Below are 20,482 nucleotides of genomic sequence, written 5' to 3'. Positions count from 1 at the left end.
AATAGGTAATTTATTCAATTTGAATGTCATACTAAACTGCTTGATTTGATGGCAATCAAAAATTGAAGCGATCGCTTCGATTTTTCTCTAAGGAAAAGTTTTTTTCTCTACCCAGAGTTGTGAGCGCGATCGCTCAAAAGAAAGATGGAATCTCCCTAACCTCTGTGTCAAGGTTATATCAAGTAAGAATTACGAACGCTTTGCCGAGGAGAACACGGATGGTAACTACTTTAGATGATACGAAACGCAATGCTATTGCTGTAAAACTTGCAAGTCTAAAAGCTCTGCAACAGTTGGTCATCGAAAATGAACAATCGCTTTTGACGCAAGGGCTTGATGCTGAAATTGCCGATCGCATCCGAAATTTTATCAATGATGATGAAAAAAACCTTGGTATTTTAGAAACTGTAATTGGTCAGTATGGGATTCAGGCTGAACCCAAAGAAAATGTTACACAATTCATTGAAAAAGCTCGCGAATTGTTCAAAGGTTCTGAGTTAAGCCTGTATGAGAAAGTTTCTCAGCATGAATTGCTGAAACATCAAGTAGTAATGAGTGGCTTGATAGTTCACAAAGCTGCTCAAAAAGTTGGCGCTGATGTGTTGCTAGCGATCGGCCCATTAAATACCATTAACTTTGAAAACCGCGCTCACCAAGAACAACTTAAAGGCATTCTGGAAATTCTGGGTGTCCGCGAACTCACTGGACAAGATGCAGATCAAGGAATTTGGGCACGTGTTCAAGACGCTATGGCCGCGGTTAGTGGCGTAGTAGGTAGTGCTGTCACCCAAAACAGCGACAAAAAGGATCTAAATATCCAAGATGTCATCCGCCTCGATCACAACAAGGTAAATACCTTATTCACCGAACTACTGCAAAGCGACGATCCGCAGAAGATCCAAGAGTACTTCGGTCAAATTTATAAGGATTTAAATGCCCACGCTGAAGCTGAAGAGGAAGTAGTCTATACAAGAGTACGTCCTTTCTACGGTCAAGATAACACCCAAGAACTGTTTGATGAACAAGCTGAAATGAAGCAGGTGTTAGACCAAATTAAGGGTATTAGCCCTTCGTCACCTGAATTCAAAGATCGAGTTACACAGCTTATGGAAGCTGTTGGCGACCATATTCGTCAAGAAGAAAGCACAATGTTTGCTGCCATTCGTAACAACTTGAGCAGCGATGAAAGCGAGCAACTGGCTACTGAATTCAAAGCCGCTAAGACCAAAATTCAAGAGAAATTAGGTGTTGTTAGCGAATCCAATGTGTAGAAGGCTTTTGAGCTTTCTATAGCTGCTAAAAAGGTTAGTTAAACAAAAACTCCCAGCATTTATCTGCTGGGAGTTTTTGTTTACAAATTTTGCTGACAATATTTATAAGCTGTGTATGCCATAGTTACAACCCCGGTGATAATAGCAGATTCATCGACTTCAAATTGGGGATGGTGTAAAGGGTGGTTAATGATTCTTTCTTTGTAGCCTACACCCAAGCGAAACATAGAACCAGGGACATGTTCTAAATAAATAGAAAAATCTTCAGAGCCAAGGGAGGGTTCGGGTAGTACTTGAACGCGATCGCTACTCCAAGCTTCTTCTGCGGCTGATTGTAACAATTGCGTCAGGGCGTAATCATTTTGGACGCTGGGTACACCTTGGCGATAATTGACTTGATACTTTGCTCCGTAGGTATGGCAAACATTAGATACAATGTTTTCAATCCAGTTTGGGAGATGGGCACGGGTTTCAGGATGGAGCGATCGCACAGTTCCCAATAACTGCACTTTATCGGCAATTACATTCGGCGCTCTGCCACCATTAAATTTCCCTATACTCAATACTACAGGACGCAAAGGATTTTGTGTCCGGCTGATAGCTTGTTGCAGTGCCGTAATCACTTGGCAACCAATCCAAATCGCATCAATCGCCTCATGAGGACGCGCCCCATGTCCAGATTCTCCCATAATCAGAATCTCTAAATCATCAGCGGCGGCTGTTAATGCCCCGTAACGCACCCCAATAGAACCTGCGGGTATAGAAGGGAAAACATGAACCCCTAATAAAGCTGAGACATTTTGCATCGCCCCATCTTTCACCATCCAGCTTGCCCCTTGAGCAATTTCCTCGGCTGGCTGAAATAAAAACCGCACTTTTCCACCTAATTCCTCAGCCATTTGGGACAGCACCATTGCCGTTCCTAACCCTACAGTGGTGTGGACATCGTGACCGCAAGCGTGCATAATCCCATCTGCACGAGAGGCATATTCCAAATTAGTGCCCTCTTGAATTGGCAAGGCATCCATATCAGTGCGAATTGCCAATAAACGGTCATTTTGGCCAGTGCCTTGAAGTTCTCCAATGACACCCGTTTTGCCAACTCCTTCTTGTACGTGCAGTCCACTGGAAGACAAAACACCAGCTACGAAAGCTGCTGTTTGGTACTCGTGACCGCTGAGTTCTGGGTGAGAGTGGATGTGGCGGCGAATTTCAATTAAGCGGGGCGCTAGTTTTGCTGCTAAGTCTTTTATATGGGTAAGCATCGATTTAATTAATCTATAGGCTAGGCTTTTTTCCCATGATAAAGAACTGTTAACAAACAAAATGCTTTTGCTATACAAGGAGTGTTAAGAACAAGCAGGGGAGCAGGGGAGCAGGGGAGCAGGGGAGACAAGGGGACAAGGGGACAAGGGGGAATTATTGAACAAGTCTTTTCCTTTTTTCTTGTCTACCTTGTCTCTTCCCCATGCCCCATGCCCCATGCCCCATGCCCAATGCCCAATGCCCAATGCCCAATGCCCCATTCCCAATGCCCAATGCCCCAGTTTATTTTGAATAGCAAGTTGTGCCTAAAGTATTTTCGGGTTTAAACTCGTTACATTCTCTGGGATTTTGACGCTCTAACGACCAGCCATAGGGTTTGTCAGAGGTGACGACACCATTAGCCAGAGTTGTTAGTCGGTAGTTAGCCCCTCGAAAATTAGTAAACTGCAATATTGCATTTTTTAAGTTTGTTGCTTCCAAATTGGCGCTGATAAAACCGGCATAAGATAAATCAGCATTTTCCAGGGATGCTGATTTCAAATTTGCTCCTGTTAAGGAAGCACCACTCAGATTTACCGAATTCAGAATCGCACCTTCTAAATTTGCACCGGTGAGATCGGCATTCGTGAGATTAGCTTGAGATAATGTAGCGCCGCTCAAGTCAGCCCCTCGCAAATTTGCTCCAGTTAGATTCAGCCTAGTTAGGTCAGCGCCACTCAAATTACACCGAGGACAGGCACTTGTTGCCTTCAACTGATCCAAGTCTAGCTGATTTAACGCAAGAGCCTGCTCTGCAAACCCTAAACAAGCTAACAGGGAGACGGTGGCAATAATCTTAAGTTTCATATTTTTTACTGATATTTACAAAAATGACAAGTTACGAACATTACGTACTGTCATCCTTACATATACTGCTTCTCTAAGGAAGTACAGGGATGAAGCATTGATTAAGAAGCTGTAAAAATACTATAAATTCTAATAGTAAGACTACTCAAACGGAAATATAGGCTATAGAATCAAATCGTAAGGAACTATACCGAACCAATTATAGACTACCAAATATGTGATCCCCCTAGCTCGATAAAAATACGACTAGGGGGATCTTGTTTTTAGGCATTGGGCATTGGGCATTGGGCATTGGGCATTGGGCATTGGGCATTGGGCATTGGGCATTGGTTATTAATTCTTCCCCTGCCCCCTACTCCCCTGCCCCCCTGCCTTCTTCATCGCCATCCTAAAAGGCGCAGTCCAGGGACAATTAGGTAATAACTCACTCCTAACCAGAAGCTGATAAAGAAGCCTATAGAGCCAAAAAAAATTAGAGGTAACTGTAACTCTGACCAGGCTGGTTGACTGGTAAATTGGAAAATTGGAGGTGCACCTAACTTCAAAAGAATCAAAAGTGCATAGCCGATCGCACTGCCAAAGGCTGCGAACAGAGCGTACACTACATGATGGCTGCGAAGTCCTAAACTCAACGTGAGTAGGCAAACTGCCACTAAAATCACTGCCATTAAGCCCTCGCCGCTATCTTTTGGGGTGATTAATTGCAAAATCAACCAGCCAAAGCCATAGCTAATTATCCCCATCAGGGATGCCACTAAAAACCGCCGCCGTTGACCAAAACAACCAGATACTGTCAATCCCCATGCGGTTCCCCAGCCTGCGGCGACGAACACCAAAATATCTGCCCCAAAGACGGGCTGAGTATTTGGTACTAATTGATTTAGCTGACTCCCAATAAATTCTACAATCTGAGGCCCTAAGCTGGTGTGATAGGCCAAAATAAAACCAGCGATCGCACCAAAACAAGCGCCTATACTACTGAGGAGCATCGCCCAAATCGTCGCCAAACAAGCTCGGAAAATTTTGATGATTGTCTGAGCGATAAAAATAACGGTTTTGGTGAGAGCTAGGCTAAAGTTAGCTAAAACTTGTTCGATAGCTTGTGTTACCAGTGTAAATCTCTGGGAAACTTGCGTTGAGGCTTGCTTAATGTTGTCTTGCAGTTGGGCAAATAACCCTGGTGGCGGTAATGGTTGAGAAATCTTCGCCAAACGTTTTTGAATTATAGCTGCATTCGCTGGACGCGATCGCACATCCTCCTGCACCATCTCATCTAGCAAATCTGCTAGTTGCGGGTTGACATTCACCACAGTTCGCCATTGCAATTTACCCGTTTGCCGATCTTCCAACTCTAGCGGGTATTTGCCTGTTAGTAGTTCAATCACCGTTCGACCAAGAGCATAAAAATCGGCACTTGGCCCAACAATACCTCCAGTAACTTGTTCTGGTGGACTGTAGCCAGAAGAAAATAATCGCGTGGAACTAGACTGAGAACGCAGTTTAGAGGCACTAAATTGTTTCGCCCCACCAAAATCAATTAATACCAGGCGATCGCCCTCTGCTTGCCCTGGAGACGGGGTTACAGATGGCGAAGATGTACCCAGCATTAAATTAGAAGGTTTGATATCCCGGTGAAGAATCTGACGTTTGTGTAATTCTTGTAAAATCTGCACAGCTTGGGCAAACCAGTTTAAAACCAAACTCTCTGGACACCCTTGGGGAAAGTTTTTTAATATCTCCTCTAAAGTTTGCCCATTGATTTTTTCCATTACCAGGCAAGGCAGTTGGTGCGGTTTGGGGTTAAACAGTTGTATCTGAAAATACCCTTCGGCATCAACTCTGGGGACACCTGGATGGTGCAAACCGGATAAAACTGCCGCCTCTTGGGTAAATAACTCCAGTGCCTTGGGCGAATCTTCTACCAATACTTTCAACACTTTCTCTGTTTGAGTTTTTTCATCCCAAACTGTGTAGATTTGAGCAAATCCTCCCGATCCCAAGGGCTGAAGTGGAACATAGCGGTTTAACAACTCTAGCGGTGCGCCACAGCTGTTGCAAAATTTGTTTCCCCAAGGCTGAGGATAAGGACGTTGACAATCAGGATTTATGCAGTGAACCGCACTCTGAGTGATGTGGGACACAACCGCTACAATACAAAGGCTGACTTGATTTTAGCGTTTCTTTAGGTTTCGTGATTTTAAAATAGACAAAAGGAAAACCCTCATAGAATCTATGAGGGAATTCATTCATATTTACAGCGAATTTCAAGGAAGGTGAAGTACACAAGCTCGCGTCTCAAAGCAAGGTATAAAGCCTGTTTGACTTCTGAATTCTGAATTTTGACCGGAGGCAAAGCGTCTTCGGCTCCGCTCCTGAATTCAGAAGGACTGAATTCTGCTGTATCTCAGCCCTTAATTACGAAAACTTCTCTTACTTTGTCTGTGCTTGGCAACTTCTTTGCGCTTGCGTTTTTCTAAGGGTGTTTCAAAATGACGATGCTTTCTCATGTCTGGAAAAATTCCCGCCTTGGAAACTTCTCGTTTAAATCGTCGTAAGGCTGACTCAATGTGTTCATTGTCACCTACAATTACTTGGGTCATTATTTCTCCTACTAAGTTGACTTCATCAATGGCTATGCAGGCGGTAACATTACAAAAAAAAGACAGACTTTTGTTTGTCTGACCTTAAGACTCTTGGTAAGTTTTTGTTTCCAAGGTTAGTATCGTCCGCCACCGCCACCGCCACCGCCGCGGTTGCCGTATCCTCCTCTGTTACCACCACCAAAGGAACCTCTATCACCTCTGTCTTCCTTGGGTTTAGCCTTATTCACTTTCAGGTCACGACCCATCCACTCAGCACCGTCGAGAGCTTCAATGGCAGCAGTTTCTTCAGCTTCAGTTCCCATTTCCACAAAAGCAAAGCCGCGCGGACGACCTGTTTCACGGTCAGTAGGTACTTGAACGCGCTTTACAGTACCATATTCTGCAAAAATACCACTTAAATCTTCTTGTGTAACGTCATAAGAGAGGTTACCTACATAAATTGACATCGATTCTCTCCAAAATCATCACTGTGTAGAGATTTTAATTTCTCTCAGAAGTCTGTAAATACTAAAAGGAAAAAGCCTTTCAATACTAAAACCAAAGACATCACTGAATTAACTCTCATAAATCTAGGATGACATACGAGCCAACTCTTTGCATCCAGTAGATAGTTAACTAGTGATGCGATCGCTTAAGTGCGATCGCCCGCCCCCACATACCCTAAGTACAATCCACCGCAAAAAGGGGTTGGAAATGGAATAAGATAAATTCTGTAGGGTGATATAGAAAATCAGACATGCAGGGGCGCATCTTTAATATCCGAATTGAACGTTTGACTGCATTCACTATGAAGCATTACTTCAAGATTTTAATACGAAAGGCAAAGTCAGGCAACAAATATAAAACTATTGTGACTTGTACTCTTTGGGAAAACCTGCTATAAAAGCAACTGCGATGCTTATAGCAGCAAGCATCGCGAGTCTTTTTCTTTGGCGCTAGCCTCTTTTTTTGAAAAAGGAGAGTAAGTGGCGTAACATTCATGTTCGGCTAATTAACCAAAGTTGCAATCTTAAGTTGCCGAACATCACCTTTCCAAACAGTCTCTAATTCAGCTTTGACAAGTTGAGCGGCCTCATCTTTGCCTAGTGCCTGCAAAGTTGCCTGCAAGCCAAATAGAGAACGTCCATTATGGGGATATTTTTTTAAATCGGCACGAAAGACTTTCTCAGCTTCTCTATAGTCACCCTTAGCCAAAAGCACAGCACCCAAAGATTCCCGCGTTGGAAAGTACCAGTCTGGTGGTTCCACGTAATTAAGGGCATCTTCTGCTACTACTGCTTTTTCTAGTAATTGGATAGCAAATTCATAATCATGCTTTTCTCTAGCAATTTTGGCGTCTAGAACTTTTGAGGCAATGTCTAAAATATTACTGGCAGGACTAAATCCAATAGTTGCCTCGGTGGAAATTCCCTGTTTGGCAGCTAGTAATGCCCGACTTTCACTTGCTGCATTTTCAAGTTTGCCTGTGGCTGCGATCGCCATACCGCGAGCAAAATGCCAAAGTGCTGTGGTAGTGGGCAATTTAGCTGCGGGAGCAGGAGTTTTTAAGATGGCATCCCAATCACTAAAGCGTGTCTGAATCAGCATTTTGCTGCCGAGGAATCCCTCAAGCATTGGTGCATAGGGGTCAATTGCAGTAGCGTTTGCAACTAATTTATCTGCGGATTTCAGAGCATCTTCATATCTTCCTGCCATGCTACTGGCCACCATGAGGAAATGTACGTTGTGGTTGTAGTACATCATGGGGTAAGTGCCCTGGACTTGATATTTTTTGATGTAAATATCATCTTGAGCGATCGCCTGCTCATTTGCCTGCATTGCCCCTTGATAATCTCCCACACGAAAATAAATATGACTTGGCATGTGTACCAAGTGTCCTGCTGCTGGCGCTAGAGTTCCGAGTCGGTTAGCACTGACAAGGGCCCGTTCTGGAGAAGGTGAGGCTTCTACTGCATGGATATAGTAATGATTAGCTCCTGCATGATTCGGGTTACGTTTGAGAACTGATTCTAAAACAGCCACAATTTTTTCTGTATCTGGCTGTGGCTTACCATCTTTAGTCCAGTGCTGCCAAGGATGCAGATCCATCAGGCTTTCAGCGTAAAGTGTCGCCGCATCCAAATCATCAGGATAGCGCTTGACTAGGTTTCCCATTGCTTTGGCGTAATCTACCGCTAGTTGATACAAATCAGCATCGGTATCTTGAGAGTAACGTTTTGCTAAGGCGGTAATGTAGTCCCGTTCTTGGGTGGAAGCTTGGGTAGAAAGGGCCAAAGCTTGGTGTATCGCTTGATAAGCAGCTAATTCCCGATTGGGGTCTATTGCCGAGTTAATGTTGGGCCCCAAGGCTAAAGCAACACCCCAATATGCGATCGCTAAATGGGGATCGAGTTTGGCAGCGTATTGAAAAGAACGCACTGCCTCATCATGATTGAAAGCGTAAATTAAATTTAATCCCTGATCGAAAAACTTTTGGGCTTGGGGATTAGAAGTAGAAACTGGATGGTGGATTGTGCCAAGTCCAGATATTAAGTAGTATGGCTGTTTTACTTCAGCGTCAACGTGTTGGTATAAGCTTTCATCAAGAAGCGGCTTGTTATCAGATATCGCCGCGCTAGGAGCGACTAAAGAGAATATAAGCACCCAAACTAGAAATAAGTACTTCATTATTATTTTTCTTCAAGCTCTTTTTTAATATTCAAATGCCACAGTTTCTCTAAATAAGCAACTTGTCGGCAAAAAACAGCAGTCTGGTATTTCTTATAGATATTAAACCCAACAAACACAATCATTGGAATCAAGATAGAATATCCGATGAAAATGTTAACAGACGAATCAGTTGGCATTTTGTAGTCTATATATTGGAAGTTGGGAGTTGGTTGAGTACTAGAATTTGATTGCATAAATATCTTCATAAATACTACAAGTAAGAAGCTAGAAATCAATGTGGAGAATTGTTCCTGCTGTCTTTGAGCAGAAATTAATCACCAGTTCTATTAGGTACTTCAAAGCCGCTACTGAGACTTATCTATGCCTTCTTGCACTAGCTAAATTATTCTTCAGTTAAAACCTGAAAAATTATGTTGATTTCTGCTAAATTTTGTGACAAAATCCTTATTCTGCAAGCTACTGCTCCTACAGTATTTACTGAGATTTCCACTATTTTTAGTGTCAGTTATTTCTAGTACTTGCTTAATTAGTCAGAGTTGCAGAAGCAATATACAGCGGATTGCAAGTTAATAAGTGACTATTAAGAAAGATGTGACTAATATATAACTCAATACGCTTGCGTTAGCCCCAAAAACCTTAAACTACGTAAGTTGGGGAGTCACTGCGCCCTTGCGGTTTCCCGACTTGTATCCCTACAAAGAAGCAAGCTACGCTTTTAGCTTGGCATATTATTTTCAGTTCGTAGTGTACCCCTCCGGGGAAGCAAGCTACGCGTAGCGTCTCGCAGAGAGGACTTTAGTCCTCAAAATAAGGGCTAGAGCCGCTTACAACTACAAATCCGATTTTTTTATGACACTTGCGTAAGTCCTAAGTGATTAAAGACGAAAGTATTTTGAAGCATCTCCTCTCATTTACCCAGAAGTGAGTACACGGACTCGCTAATACTGCACTATCTACCACCAATTTGAAAGCCTGCGCACTCTGTTGACATATTTACCATATCCAGTGGTAATAAGCCAAGTTGCGGGTTATCAACATCACTATCTACCTGAAGTTATAAATGATTTTGTCTAAAGATAGAACAATATAATGATACCTTTCCCTCTTTTGGATATTACCTGAATTTCCAAAGATGATTTTCAAGGTTAAATAACTATGTACAATGGACACAAATATTTGTCATAAAAACATCGTCAGATAGAAGAAGCAAAAGTTATTTAAAAGTAATCTATAGATATTGCAGCGCTTTTCAAGCAAGCAATAAATAATCAACACTTAACCTACTTTAGGAGCAAAAAAGATGAGTATCGAAGATAAAGCAAAAGCTTTTGCTAAAAACGTCGAAGGAAAAGTACAAGAAGCAATTGGCGAAGTAACTGGCGATCCTAAAGATAAAGCTGAAGGTAAAGCTAAACAAGCTGAAGCCCAAGTCCGTCACACCACTGAAAATATCAAAGATGAAGTTAAAAAGACTTTAGACTAGTACAGCGTGATAGAGGTTTTCCTCGTTGTAACAACTTGTTCAAGTAGTTAGATTTTGATGGTAATGTAATAGGTGAAATTTTATTTAGGAAGAAGGTTTAAGTTAAATAATTATTTACTGAACCTTCTGCCTTTATTAGCTCTTTTTTTTACCTTCTTTTTTCAGCCATTTTGAAAATAACGATCGCAAAGCATTTTCTCAATCTATTACTGATTTTCTCAAAGGTGCTAATTCATAATTAATATTCTATTTACCTATCTTTTAACAGACATCCCAACATCACAAGGTAATTCTATTAATTCTATTGTACTAACAGCGTTATTAGGGTAATAATTTTTTGTCGCCTACTTTTAGTTTTCGTCAGCTAAAGGTAGGCGGATAGTAAATGTACTACCCTTGCCTGGTTCAGATGTCACATCGATTGTGCCTTGATGTGCTTCGATAATACAGCGAGAAAGATATAATCCCAAGCCACTACCAGAACGTTGGTGTTTTCCTTGACGAAATCGCTCGAATAATATTGCCTGATCTGGTTTAGAAATTCCTGGCCCTGTATCTTGGATATCAATATTCACAGCGATCGGAGTCAGATAACAGTGAATATTTACAGAACCTTTGTCTGTAAATTTGATAGCATTGCCGATAATATTTGTCAAAACTCGCCGCAGTTCTAAGCGATCGCCCATAATGGGGCTTGCAGTTTCACTTAGATCGATGTTTACAGCTAATCCTTTTTCTTCAGCTAAAGGAGTTAATTCTTGGCAAACTTCACTAACTAATTCCTGAATATTGCAGGCAGAAATTTTTAAGGTTTTACAGCCCGCTTCATGACGATAAACTTCTAATAAGGTATTTACCATTTCCAGCAGGTCTTGATTGCTGCCAATCATGGTATTAATTATTTCTTGCAATTGTGGCGAAACATCGCAAAACCTGCCTTCCAGCAATAATTTTAATACGCGGTTAGAGGCTACTAGAGGGATGCGTAAGTCGTGAGTAAAACGGGAGACAAAATCCGCCCGGAGGTTCGCCATCTGATCTCGTTCGTCGATACTATGCTTGAGGCGCAGGAGCGATCGCACCCTTGCATGTAGTTCATCAGGATCGAATGGTTTGCGAATGAAGTCATCTGCACCAGCGTCTAATCCTTCAACAACGCTAGACTCATAGTGAGCCGTAAGCAGCAGAATCGGGATAAAGGGCAACGCCTGATTCTGTCGGATGCGCCGAGTGAATTCATAGCCATCTAGCTCCGGCATCATCACATCTAAGAGAATTATGTCTGGCGGTGACTCTTCAACCATAGCCAGAGCAATCTTACTATCTTCTACCAAGCTAATTTCATAGTCCTCATCTTCTAGGACTGCTTCTAAGACCAGTAGATTGTCAAAAATATCATCAACAACGAGAATTTTATCTTTTTTGACAGTTTTAGGTAAAGACATGGCTATATAAAAAAGAAGTGCTTGGCTATCCCTAGCAAATCTAGTAATAGCTTACTTCACCAGCGCTGAGATTATTAAGGATTAACATTTTCTTTTAGAGTTTTCTGAGTTTAATACCTTTTTCCTGCGTAATTACACTGTTTTTTTTTTAAAATATGTACCCTTTATCTTACAAAAATACTCTTCTCATAAGTATATTAGTCGCCTAAATTCTCCAATTAATATGAGTGCCTGAGTGCTAGAGTGAGTTATTTTAGTCACTTTTATGTGCATAATACCGCTCAACGCAAGGATAATTACTTAATAATCACCTACTTTTACTTGCTATCAGATTTCTTCAGAAAATTTGTATAACATAACACATCGGGCATTGGGTTTATGTATAAAAATATTTTTTGATTGAATTATATTGTCATATCGAAACTCTTGCCTTAGAAAAGCTTACGATATAAGGTTATCTATGTCTAATGGTAGATGAAGTTCAGGGAATAATACCAAACGCATTGCTTTTTGTATAAGATCCCGAATAGAAGAACGAGATTATTTTAATCTGTACTTTAGATAAATAACAGTAAAGTTAAGCAACTATGAGTGAAATCAAGATCCTTGTGATTGAAGATCACAACCTGACAAGAATCGGCTTGCGGTCTGCTTTACAAACCCAGCCAGAGTTTAACATTGTTGGTGAAGCAGCCAATGCAGCCGACGGTATCAAGCTTCTGAAAACTCTCAAGCCGGATGTTGCTACTATTGACATTGGTTTGCCTGACATGGATGGTATTGAGCTAACACGCACATTTAGGCAATATCAGGCAGAAAATGAGGACTATACAACAAAGCTGCTAATTTTAACGATGCAAAATAGCGAACAAGCAGTTTTAGCAGCATTTGCAGCAGGTGCAGATTCTTATTGTATGAAGGATATAGAAACTGAGAAACTAGTAGAAGCTGTACAAACGACTTATGCAGGTAGCTCATGGATCGATCCAGCGATCGCAGACGTTGTACTACAACAAATACGTCAAGATTTCACCGATGGCAACAAAAACGCATCTGGAAAAAGAGTTTTGATTGAAGGTATTGACCCAGATGTTGAGAAAAGTATAGTCAGCTATCCTTTAACTCATAGAGAGATGGATGTTTTAGAGTTGATTGTCGCTGGCTGTGACAATGCAGAAATTGCCAAAAGGCTCTATTTAACAGTCGGTACTGTCAAAACTCATGTTCGAGGTATTCTCAATAAACTCTGTGTTGCTGACCGGACACAAGCTGCTGTCCGTGCGTTGCGGGCCGGATTAGTACCGTAAGCAAGTAAAACCATTATCAACTGCGTACACAAGAACACTTAACAAATAAAAATATTTCTTTCCCAGTCTCCAGTAAATTGTTTTTTGGTCAAAGCAGTTAACTGGGACAAAGATTTATGAAGAAATCGTTACAAAGTTTAGTAGAATGACATAATTGACTAAATAAGTATTTTTCTATACATACATGATAGCGGATCGATTTCCCTGGCTTACCGCAATTGTCTTACTGCCACTTGTTGCTTCCCTGCTTATCCCTGTGTTGCCTGATAAAGATGGTAAACTCGTGCGGTGGTATGCACTAAGTGTAGGTATTGCAGATTTTGCCTTGATGTGCTACGCCTTTTGGAAGCATTACGATGCCAGCAGTGCTAGTTTTCAAATGGTGGAAAATTATGCCTGGATACCTCAGTTAGGTTTTAACTGGGCGGTATCAGTCGATGGGCTTTCAGCGCCACTTGTGCTTTTAGCCGGATTTGTCACCACACTCTCGATATTTTCAGCTTGGCAAGTCGATCGCCGACCCCGCCTCTTCTATTTTTTAATGCTGGTGCTGTATTCGGCACAAGTAGGGGTGTTTGTTGCTAAAGACTTGCTGCTATTTTTCATCATGTGGGAAGTAGAACTGATTCCCGTCTATCTATTAGTCTGCATTTGGGGTGGGCAAAGGCGTCGTTATGCGGCTACAAAATTTTTGTTGTATACCGCAGCTGCTTCTATATTTATTTTAGTGGCAGCCCTGGCAATGGGGCTATACGGCGGCGGTGATATGACGTTTGATATAACCGCCCTGGCTAAAAAGGAATATCCTCTTGGACTACAACTGCTACTTTATGCAGGATTGTTGATTGCATTTGGTGTCAAGCTTGCTGTTTTCCCGATGCATACTTGGTTGCCTGATGCCCACGGCGAAGCATCATCTCCTGTATCGATGATATTAGCTGGTGTGTTGCTGAAAATGGGCGGATATGGACTGATTCGCCTGAATCTTGAGTTGCTTCCCGATGCACACATTTATTTTGCGCCAGTTCTAGCCATTCTCGGTGTTGTCAACATTATCTATGGTGCATTGAACTCCTTTGCTCAAACCAATATGAAGCGGCGTTTGGCTTATTCGTCGATTTCTCACATGGGGTTTGTACTGCTTGGGATTGCCTCCTTCACTGATTTGGGAATCAACGGCGCAATGTTGCAGATGATTTCGCATGGTTTAATTGCATCAGTGCTGTTCTTCTTAGCAGGTGTTACTTACGATCGCACCCACACAATGGTAATGAAAGATATGGGCGGTATTGGTCAAGCCATGCCCAAAGTCTTTGCCCTGTTTACAATCGGAGCGATGGCATCTCTGGCACTTCCCGGTATGAGCGGTTTTGCTGGCGAACTCTCGGTATTTGTTGGAATGACAAGCAGTGACGTTTACAGTTCAACTTTCTGCACCGTCACAGTTTTTCTCGCCGCAGTTGGAGTTATCCTCACACCGATTTATCTACTTTCCATGCTGCGAGAAGTATTTTATGGTAAAGATGCAGCGCTGCTATGCGACATTAATAATGCAGGCTTGGAAAATCGAGAAGATGAGGGAACAGTTTGTTTTGGTACAGACTGTCTCGTACCAGAAGATGCAGTTTACGAAGATGCTAGACCGCGTGAAGTATTTATCGCCGCCTGTTTTCTGCTGATGATTATTGGTATTGGTTTCTATCCCAAAATGGCGATGCAGATGTACGATGTGAAGACTGTCGCAGTCAATGCTAATCTTCGCCAGTCTTATGCCATAGTCTCGCAAAGCAATCCTCAGATTTATGCCAAGGGATTCTTGGTTCCGCAAATTTCCGAGGTTGAAGTAGCGCCCGTTTTAGGAACTTTGAAGTAAGCTTTTTGACCAATAGACTTGTTAAAAAGAGCGAACTCTAGCTATCTTTCTGAGGAATAATAGAGCATTGATAGCCGCTCACTATGGGTAGGCTATCAATTTCATATTGGAGTTATATTAATGATGGCGGACTCTACACCCAACCATAGCGTTCAGTTGCTTTATTAATAAACTAAAAATCAAGCTATGAATACCACAAAAGAAAAAGTTCAATCTCTACTGAATCAATTGCCAGACGATTGCTCAATCGAAGATATCCAATACCATCTATACGTAATTGAGAAAGTTAGTCGTGGATTAGAAGCAGCCGATATAGAAGGAGTAATTACACAAGAAGAAGCTGAAGAACGTTTGAGCAAATGGCTTATCAAGTAGTTTGGTCTTCCAAAGCACTAGAAGATGTAGAAGCGATTGCCACATATATATCTCGTGATTCGACTGCTTATGCTGCGGCAGTGGTTCAGAGCATAATCGATGTAACTCGTCACTTGAGTAACTTTCCTTTATCAGGTCGAATAGTACCAGAGTTTGGCGATGATACTATTAGGTAAAAGTTTGTATACAGTTATCGAGTTATCTATCGAATTCAGGATGACACTTTAACTATTGCAGCAGTGATTCATGGAAAAAGACTATTGGATAAATTGGATGCAGATTCAGGGTAAGTCAAAGTAATTTGTAATTATTTTGATTACTTACAGACAATTAATATAATTCATGAGCAAGTCAACCCTTTACATGGGATGCTAGTTGATGATTAGTGAGTTTTGCCAATGTCTGTTGTTTCTGCCATTACTGTTACCGTTCCCGCCACAACTGCTAATTTGGGGCCTGGTTTTGATTGCATCGGTGCAGCTTTAAAGCTGTACAACGAGTTCAAGTTCACTCGGCTGGAAGAAGGTGGGTTAACTATTCATGTCACTGGTATAGAAGCTGAACGAGTCCAAACTGATGAGAGTAATCTTCTCTACCAAGCGTTTGTCAAGTTCTATCAACATATAGAGCAGACACCGCCGACTGTGAAAATAGAGATTAAGTTAGATGTCCCTTTGGCACGGGGTTTGGGTAGTTCTGCGACAGCAATTGTTGGTGGATTAGTTGCGGCTAATCAACTTGAAGGTGCTACTCTTTCTCAGTCGCAGGTGATGGAGTTAGCGATCGCAATGGAAGGACATCCTGATAATGTAGTTCCAGCCTTGTTGGGAGGATGTCGTCTGGCTGCTACTAGTGGTGCAGGTTGGGAAATTTGTGATGTTCCCTGGCATAAAGATGTTGTGCCAATTGTGGCTATTCCTAATTTTGAACTTTCCACTTCAAAAGCGCGAGGCGTTCTGCCAACAGAAGTAAGTCGTGCGGATGCGATTTTCAATACCGCCCATTTGGGCTTATTGTTGCGCGGCTTGGAAACTGGTAACGGACAATGGTTAAAGACAGCTTTGCAAGATAAGTTGCATCAGCCCTATCGTAAAGCTTTGATTCCTGGTTATGATGCTCTCAACATTGCAGCTGTTAGTGCTGGTGCTTATGGTATGGTGATTAGTGGTGCGGGGCCGACACTGTTAGCTTTGGCGGATAAGTTACACTCAAAGGAAGTGGAGGCGGCGATGTTAGCTGCTTGGCAAGAAGAAGGAATTACAGCCGAGGTGCGATCGCTTTCTCTGGATACCCAAGGCGCAAAAAGCTTTTAATATTTTACTCAGCACTTAAAACTCGATTTATGGAGCAAACTCAGGCTGAAATAGCAGCGCTTAATTCTCAAATTCAGGCTCTTTTAGAAGAACGCGCTGCACTCACTATAAAAAATAATGTCATCTCTGGCGAGAATGATTCACCCCAAGCGATGGTGGAAGCTTACCGCCGTCAAGCCAGGGAAAATGCCCAATTATCAGTTGAACTCCAAGGCATAGATGCAGCGATCGCCGCTTTAGAAGGCAAGATAAAACAAAAACAAGGTAAGTTAGTGCGTTGGCAAGGTGAATCCAAACAACTTATCCAACAGCAGCAGCTAGAGGAAGCGAAAGAAGTAGCTCAGGCTCATGCTGAACGCATTAATCAACTAGCAAGTGAACTGGCCGCAGAAGTCCGTTTTCTTAAGGCTTGTGCCAATCAACTGAGTCCAATGTATTGGCAGATTTATTACAAGCCCTTCATCACTGGCTTTAAGACAATCTCCGTTCCCTATGTCCGCTCTGATGGAGAAGTGTGGACAATTGTCAACCGGATTGTTTAATACTTTAGTTTTTTCGGTTGTATGCAATATATTGACTTCTCTCTTTTTAGGCTATCCATAACCCAAATCTTTCTCAACAAAAATATAACTTACTTAAAACAAGAGCAAAAACATTGATAGGTATCTACTCAAATTCTCCAGTTTGTAGTTAGCGATCGCCTAAAAAATTTTTGTCATTTACATTCTTCTGCTTTTGTCAAATATCCGCAGATCGCGTTGTTCTACAATCCTGTTGCTGGCTCATTTGCAACAATATTAAGAAAAATGTGACTAATGCATAGCAATTTTGAGAAAGGGATTTAGGCTCGAAACCCAAAGATATTTATTCCAAAATGAGATGCTCCCTCATGCTCAAAGATAAATGCTGGCTTTCCTCACAAGTTCCTCAAATTGTTTTGCTATAAATATAAATATAGTGCGAAAACCTTTAAGAGATTTAAAATTCAAAAGTCGCTAAACATAGTTGAGGGATTAGTCATTTTTGACAATCCAGCATCTGGAAACCCGAAACCGTAAAGACCAATTACCAATGAAATCGGAGGTCTATATGATGTTTAAAAAGATTCTAGTTGCATTAGATCGCTCGGAAATAGGGCAACAGGTTTTTCAGGAAGCATTAGATTTAGCAAAGTTAACACAAGCTAGCTTAATGTTACTTCATGTTCTGTCTTCTGAAGAAGAGGGTAGTCCTTATGTACCCATGCTGTCTAATATGGACTACTATCCAGGATTGACCAGTCAAAGCTTTGAGTTATACCAACAACAGTGGGATACCTTTAAAAATCTAGGAATCCAGATGTTGCAATCTTTTTGTGCCCAAGCAAACACAGCAGGTGTGACTACGGAATTTACACAAAATGTTGGTAATCCTGGTCGCATTATTTGTGATTTAGCCCATAGTTGTGGTGCCGATTTAATTGTTATGGGGCGTCGGGGCCATTCTCGGTTGATGGAACTATTTCTCGGTAGTGTGAGTAACTACGTTCTGCACCATGCTCCTTGTTCAGTGCATGTTGTGCATCTTTCAGTTACTCCTAAAAGAGATGAAGTTGTCAAAGAAACTACAAGCACTTTCAGCGTTAACTAACTACTAAGCTATTCCACATTTAACTTGCATAATTAGGGTGGGCAAAATGGCGCGATCGCTACTTCTCTGCAAGAGGCCGCGTTAACGATAACGCTCAGTATGCTGCCTACCCCATAAAAGTTAGTTATCTCAATCAACGATCTCTGTAAATTGAATCTCCAACAAGCGATCGCTAACTACACTGTATTGGGCTAAAATTGAGCGTGGGCGTAGCTCGTCGTAGATTTATAGTAAAAAATAAAAAGTCAGCTACCCAAAATTAGAGTTGAGAGCGAAAAGTGGATCTATGAAAGAAGATACTATCGAGATCGCTGGTTTTCATGCTCATGTTTACTTCGATCCTGCGAGTCGAGATGTAGCTGCGCGTGTACGTGAAGGATTAGGCGCTAGGTTTGACGTGCAACTCGGACGCTGGTTTGACAAGCCCATCGGGCCCCATCCAAAAGCGATGTATCAAGTTGCTTTCTTACCGAATCAGTTTGAGAAAGTCGTTCCTTGGTTAATGCTCAATCGTGAGGGATTGGATATTCTCGTTCATCCTGAGACAGGGGATGCTGTGGCAGACCATGCAGTTCATTCCATATGGTTAGGAGAAAAGCTAGATTTAAATATTGAGTTTCTTCAACAGCTTAGTCCGACTTTATCCAATTAAGAAAAGTAAACAACATTGTTGGGTAAAAGTTTTGCTTTGAGGCGTGAAACTTTTTCTATTGTGACTAATTCTGGTGAAGTTGAAAAAGTCCAATTTCCCAATAAATAAAGGTTTCAGCCTATGCGTAGGTGTTTTAGCGGTTTGCTGCAAGTGTAATAAAGGAAAAATAAGAATTGGTATTAAACCCTTAATTGCAGATAACCGTTTATAAACAGTTTCGTTGAAAAGAGAAATAAGACATCCGTTTTGCAGAATGATATGCTGTTAAGCAGCATTCTCATAAAAAGGAATTTGTCCGATGAAAAACATCTCTGCGAAAGAAAAAATTGCAGGCATTTCCCAATTCGGCAAAGCTAATTTCACAGTCACGAAGAAACAGATTTTATTTAGTACTCTTATTCTCTGCCTTGGTTTGCTGGGACTAGGTGGTTTCTGGTTTAAATCCAGATATAAATTTGATAATCAGATGAGTGTAAAACTACAAGAATTATCTAATGTTGATTATCCAGCCAACCCTGCACCGTTAGGAAAAAATTTTAAAAGATATTCTAATCGAAAATTAACACTGATTAAGAAAGATGATACGCATTTCGATTTTGTACTGGAAGCAACAGATAAAAACACGGCAAAAATAGTTATAAAAAATGTTGATTTAGAGCTATTGGTTCCTAAAGCACCTGAATGGGTTAAAAAAGATCGAGGTTTAGAAATAATCGCTTTTACAGATAGGGAGTGGAATAGGCAACAGATTAGTTTTCCTGCTAATTCCAAAAATATAGAAATTGTAGGAGGAGATGGTTTTGAAAAACAAAATATTGTAGAGATAGCTTTGGCTAATAATTGCTTAAATGCCGGATTTTGGGAAATTTTACTTTTTACTAAAGAGGATAATAACAAAACCCTTTATTATCAAAGTTGGTTTACTTTCCCAATTGGACATTACAAAAAGATTTTTGAAAAAATTAATAAGATTTCATATTGGCAGCATTGGTGGAAATTAGAACACTGGCAAGATCCGAGTGGCACAGTAGTCAAAACTAATCTTTTAAGAAATGTAATCGATCAAAAAGAAGTTGCTACTCAGTTCCCCCTTGATGAGAGGATAATTGTATCAGGAGAGCAAAGTAGAAAAGTTAGAACTACGCTAGCGACCAATATCACCAAATGGAGAGATTTTTACGACGTTAAAAATGAAGTTAAGTTTGCAAGTTTTCGAGCGCCAGGATTTTACGATCAAAATAAGCCTTGGGGAAATCAATACTGGAGAATAGGCAAATTTGATAAAGCGATTTTAAGGAATATTAAACCGATTGGCGTGGAACAAAATTTACAAGAAATTGAGTTAGGATTCACAGATACCAAGACTGGCGAACAAAATAAATTATTCATTAGTGGCATTAATCTGAAAACGCTTCCTCAATTGGCTGTAACAGATTATCCTAAAGGCTTATATATGCCGATGGGAATTGGGATACCTCCTTTTTATCAAAGCTATGAAGAATTAACTAAAAATCATCCAGATGTCAGCCCCTATTTCAGTTTTTTACTAGATTCACAGGAGCGGTGGATAGATCATCACCACTTAGCAGTTGATGGTTCAGTGATGCACCTTGATAAAGATAACCCAAATCTTTTGCATCTTTACTTGCTATCCTATGAAAGAAATACTTTAATAGCTCATTTTTTGATCGATTTAACATAGATATAGCTGTTCAAGAAGCCCGAAAATCATTAATGAAGTCGATTAAT

Annotated in this window: 18 protein-coding genes and 1 pseudogene; 11 read left to right on the top strand and 8 right to left on the bottom strand. The window is 41.1% G+C overall.

All coding sequences use genetic code 11. From position 1 onward, the window contains the following. The first annotated feature begins 218 nt into the window (after positions 1-218). Positions 219-1,271 carry a hemerythrin domain-containing protein gene (locus tag RMX89_RS10870; protein ID WP_322675242.1) on the top strand — a complete coding sequence of 351 codons (1,053 nt, stop codon included), beginning with the start codon at positions 219-221 and terminating at the stop codon, positions 1,269-1,271. 80 nt (positions 1,272-1,351) lie between these two features. Here RMX89_RS10870 and RMX89_RS10865 read toward each other — a convergent pair whose 3' ends face one another. From RMX89_RS10865 to RMX89_RS10835, 7 genes are all read right to left on the bottom strand, one after another. Next, positions 1,352-2,536: a M20 family metallopeptidase gene (locus RMX89_RS10865; protein WP_322688932.1), complete on the bottom strand. Its 1,185-nt coding sequence runs from the start codon at positions 2,534-2,536 to the stop codon at positions 1,352-1,354. Between the two features lie 283 nt (positions 2,537-2,819). After that, positions 2,820-3,383 (bottom strand): pentapeptide repeat-containing protein, encoded by a 564-nt coding sequence (locus tag RMX89_RS10860; protein WP_322675240.1) that lies wholly within the window; start codon positions 3,381-3,383, stop codon positions 2,820-2,822. A gap of 377 nt (positions 3,384-3,760) precedes the next feature. After that, positions 3,761-5,524, bottom strand: coding sequence for a serine/threonine-protein kinase (locus RMX89_RS10855; protein WP_322688931.1), 1,764 nt, complete (start codon positions 5,522-5,524; stop codon positions 3,761-3,763). 270 nt (positions 5,525-5,794) lie between these two features. After that, positions 5,795-5,983, bottom strand: coding sequence for a 30S ribosomal protein S21 (gene rpsU, locus RMX89_RS10850; RefSeq protein ID WP_012407716.1), 189 nt, complete (start codon positions 5,981-5,983; stop codon positions 5,795-5,797). 116 nt (positions 5,984-6,099) lie between these two features. Beyond that, positions 6,100-6,432 carry an RNA recognition motif domain-containing protein gene (locus RMX89_RS10845; protein ID WP_094351322.1) on the bottom strand — a complete coding sequence of 111 codons (333 nt, stop codon included), beginning with the start codon at positions 6,430-6,432 and terminating at the stop codon, positions 6,100-6,102. Between the two features lie 541 nt (positions 6,433-6,973). Then, positions 6,974-8,653 (bottom strand): hypothetical protein, encoded by a 1,680-nt coding sequence (locus RMX89_RS10840; RefSeq protein WP_322688930.1) that lies wholly within the window; start codon positions 8,651-8,653, stop codon positions 6,974-6,976. Between the two features lie 2 nt (positions 8,654-8,655). Then, on the bottom strand, positions 8,656-8,889 hold the full coding sequence (locus tag RMX89_RS10835; RefSeq protein ID WP_322688929.1) for a hypothetical protein: 234 nt from the start codon (positions 8,887-8,889) through the stop codon (positions 8,656-8,658). 1,067 nt (positions 8,890-9,956) lie between these two features. Between RMX89_RS10835 and RMX89_RS10830 the strand changes: the two genes are divergently transcribed. Next, positions 9,957-10,139: a CsbD family protein gene (locus tag RMX89_RS10830; RefSeq protein WP_322675236.1), complete on the top strand. Its 183-nt coding sequence runs from the start codon at positions 9,957-9,959 to the stop codon at positions 10,137-10,139. Between the two features lie 350 nt (positions 10,140-10,489). On the opposite strand, the gene RMX89_RS10825 is transcribed toward RMX89_RS10830, so the two are convergent. Continuing rightward, the gene (locus RMX89_RS10825; RefSeq protein ID WP_322688928.1) at positions 10,490-11,584 is read right to left on the bottom strand and encodes a hybrid sensor histidine kinase/response regulator; all 1,095 of its coding nucleotides are present in this window, start codon (positions 11,582-11,584) and stop codon (positions 10,490-10,492) included. A 587-nt stretch (positions 11,585-12,171) separates the two neighbouring features. On the opposite strand from RMX89_RS10825, the gene RMX89_RS10820 reads away from it, so the two are divergent. From RMX89_RS10820 to RMX89_RS10780, 9 genes and pseudogenes are all read left to right on the top strand, one after another. Beyond that, on the top strand, positions 12,172-12,891 hold the full coding sequence (locus tag RMX89_RS10820) for a response regulator transcription factor (protein ID WP_322675234.1): 720 nt from the start codon (positions 12,172-12,174) through the stop codon (positions 12,889-12,891). A 184-nt stretch (positions 12,892-13,075) separates the two neighbouring features. Continuing rightward, on the top strand, positions 13,076-14,764 hold the full coding sequence (locus tag RMX89_RS10815) for an NAD(P)H-quinone oxidoreductase subunit 4 (RefSeq protein WP_322688927.1): 1,689 nt from the start codon (positions 13,076-13,078) through the stop codon (positions 14,762-14,764). Positions 14,765-14,950: 186 nt separating this feature from the next. Beyond that, positions 14,951-15,139, top strand: a complete 189-nt coding sequence (locus RMX89_RS10810; protein WP_322685876.1) for a hypothetical protein — start codon at positions 14,951-14,953, stop codon at positions 15,137-15,139. Beyond that, positions 15,124-15,429: pseudogene (locus tag RMX89_RS10805) on the top strand (type II toxin-antitoxin system RelE/ParE family toxin). Before RMX89_RS10810 ends, RMX89_RS10805 begins: the two are co-directional and overlap by 16 nt. 108 nt (positions 15,430-15,537) lie before the next feature. Further along, entirely contained in the window at positions 15,538-16,452 is a 915-nt protein-coding gene (gene thrB, locus RMX89_RS10800) for a homoserine kinase (protein WP_322685874.1), read from the top strand. A gap of 29 nt (positions 16,453-16,481) precedes the next feature. After that, positions 16,482-16,994, top strand: coding sequence for a hypothetical protein (locus RMX89_RS10795; protein ID WP_322675229.1), 513 nt, complete (start codon positions 16,482-16,484; stop codon positions 16,992-16,994). 550 nt (positions 16,995-17,544) lie between these two features. After that, a complete protein-coding gene (locus RMX89_RS10790) occupies positions 17,545-18,081 on the top strand; it encodes a universal stress protein (protein ID WP_322688962.1) in 537 nt (178 codons plus the stop codon). A gap of 286 nt (positions 18,082-18,367) precedes the next feature. Continuing rightward, a complete protein-coding gene (locus RMX89_RS10785; protein WP_322688926.1) occupies positions 18,368-18,733 on the top strand; it encodes a DOPA 4,5-dioxygenase family protein in 366 nt (121 codons plus the stop codon). A 298-nt stretch (positions 18,734-19,031) separates the two neighbouring features. Further along, positions 19,032-20,435, top strand: a complete 1,404-nt coding sequence (locus RMX89_RS10780; RefSeq protein ID WP_322688925.1) for a hypothetical protein — start codon at positions 19,032-19,034, stop codon at positions 20,433-20,435. Positions 20,436-20,482: the final 47 nt, after the last annotated feature.

The sequence above is a fragment of the Nostoc sp. DedSLP04 genome, assembly GCF_034530775.1.
GTDB lineage: Bacteria > Cyanobacteriota > Cyanobacteriia > Cyanobacteriales > Nostocaceae > Nostoc.
The sequence above is the reverse complement of the archived record's forward strand: the minus strand, read 5'-3'. Positions and strand labels throughout refer to the sequence as shown.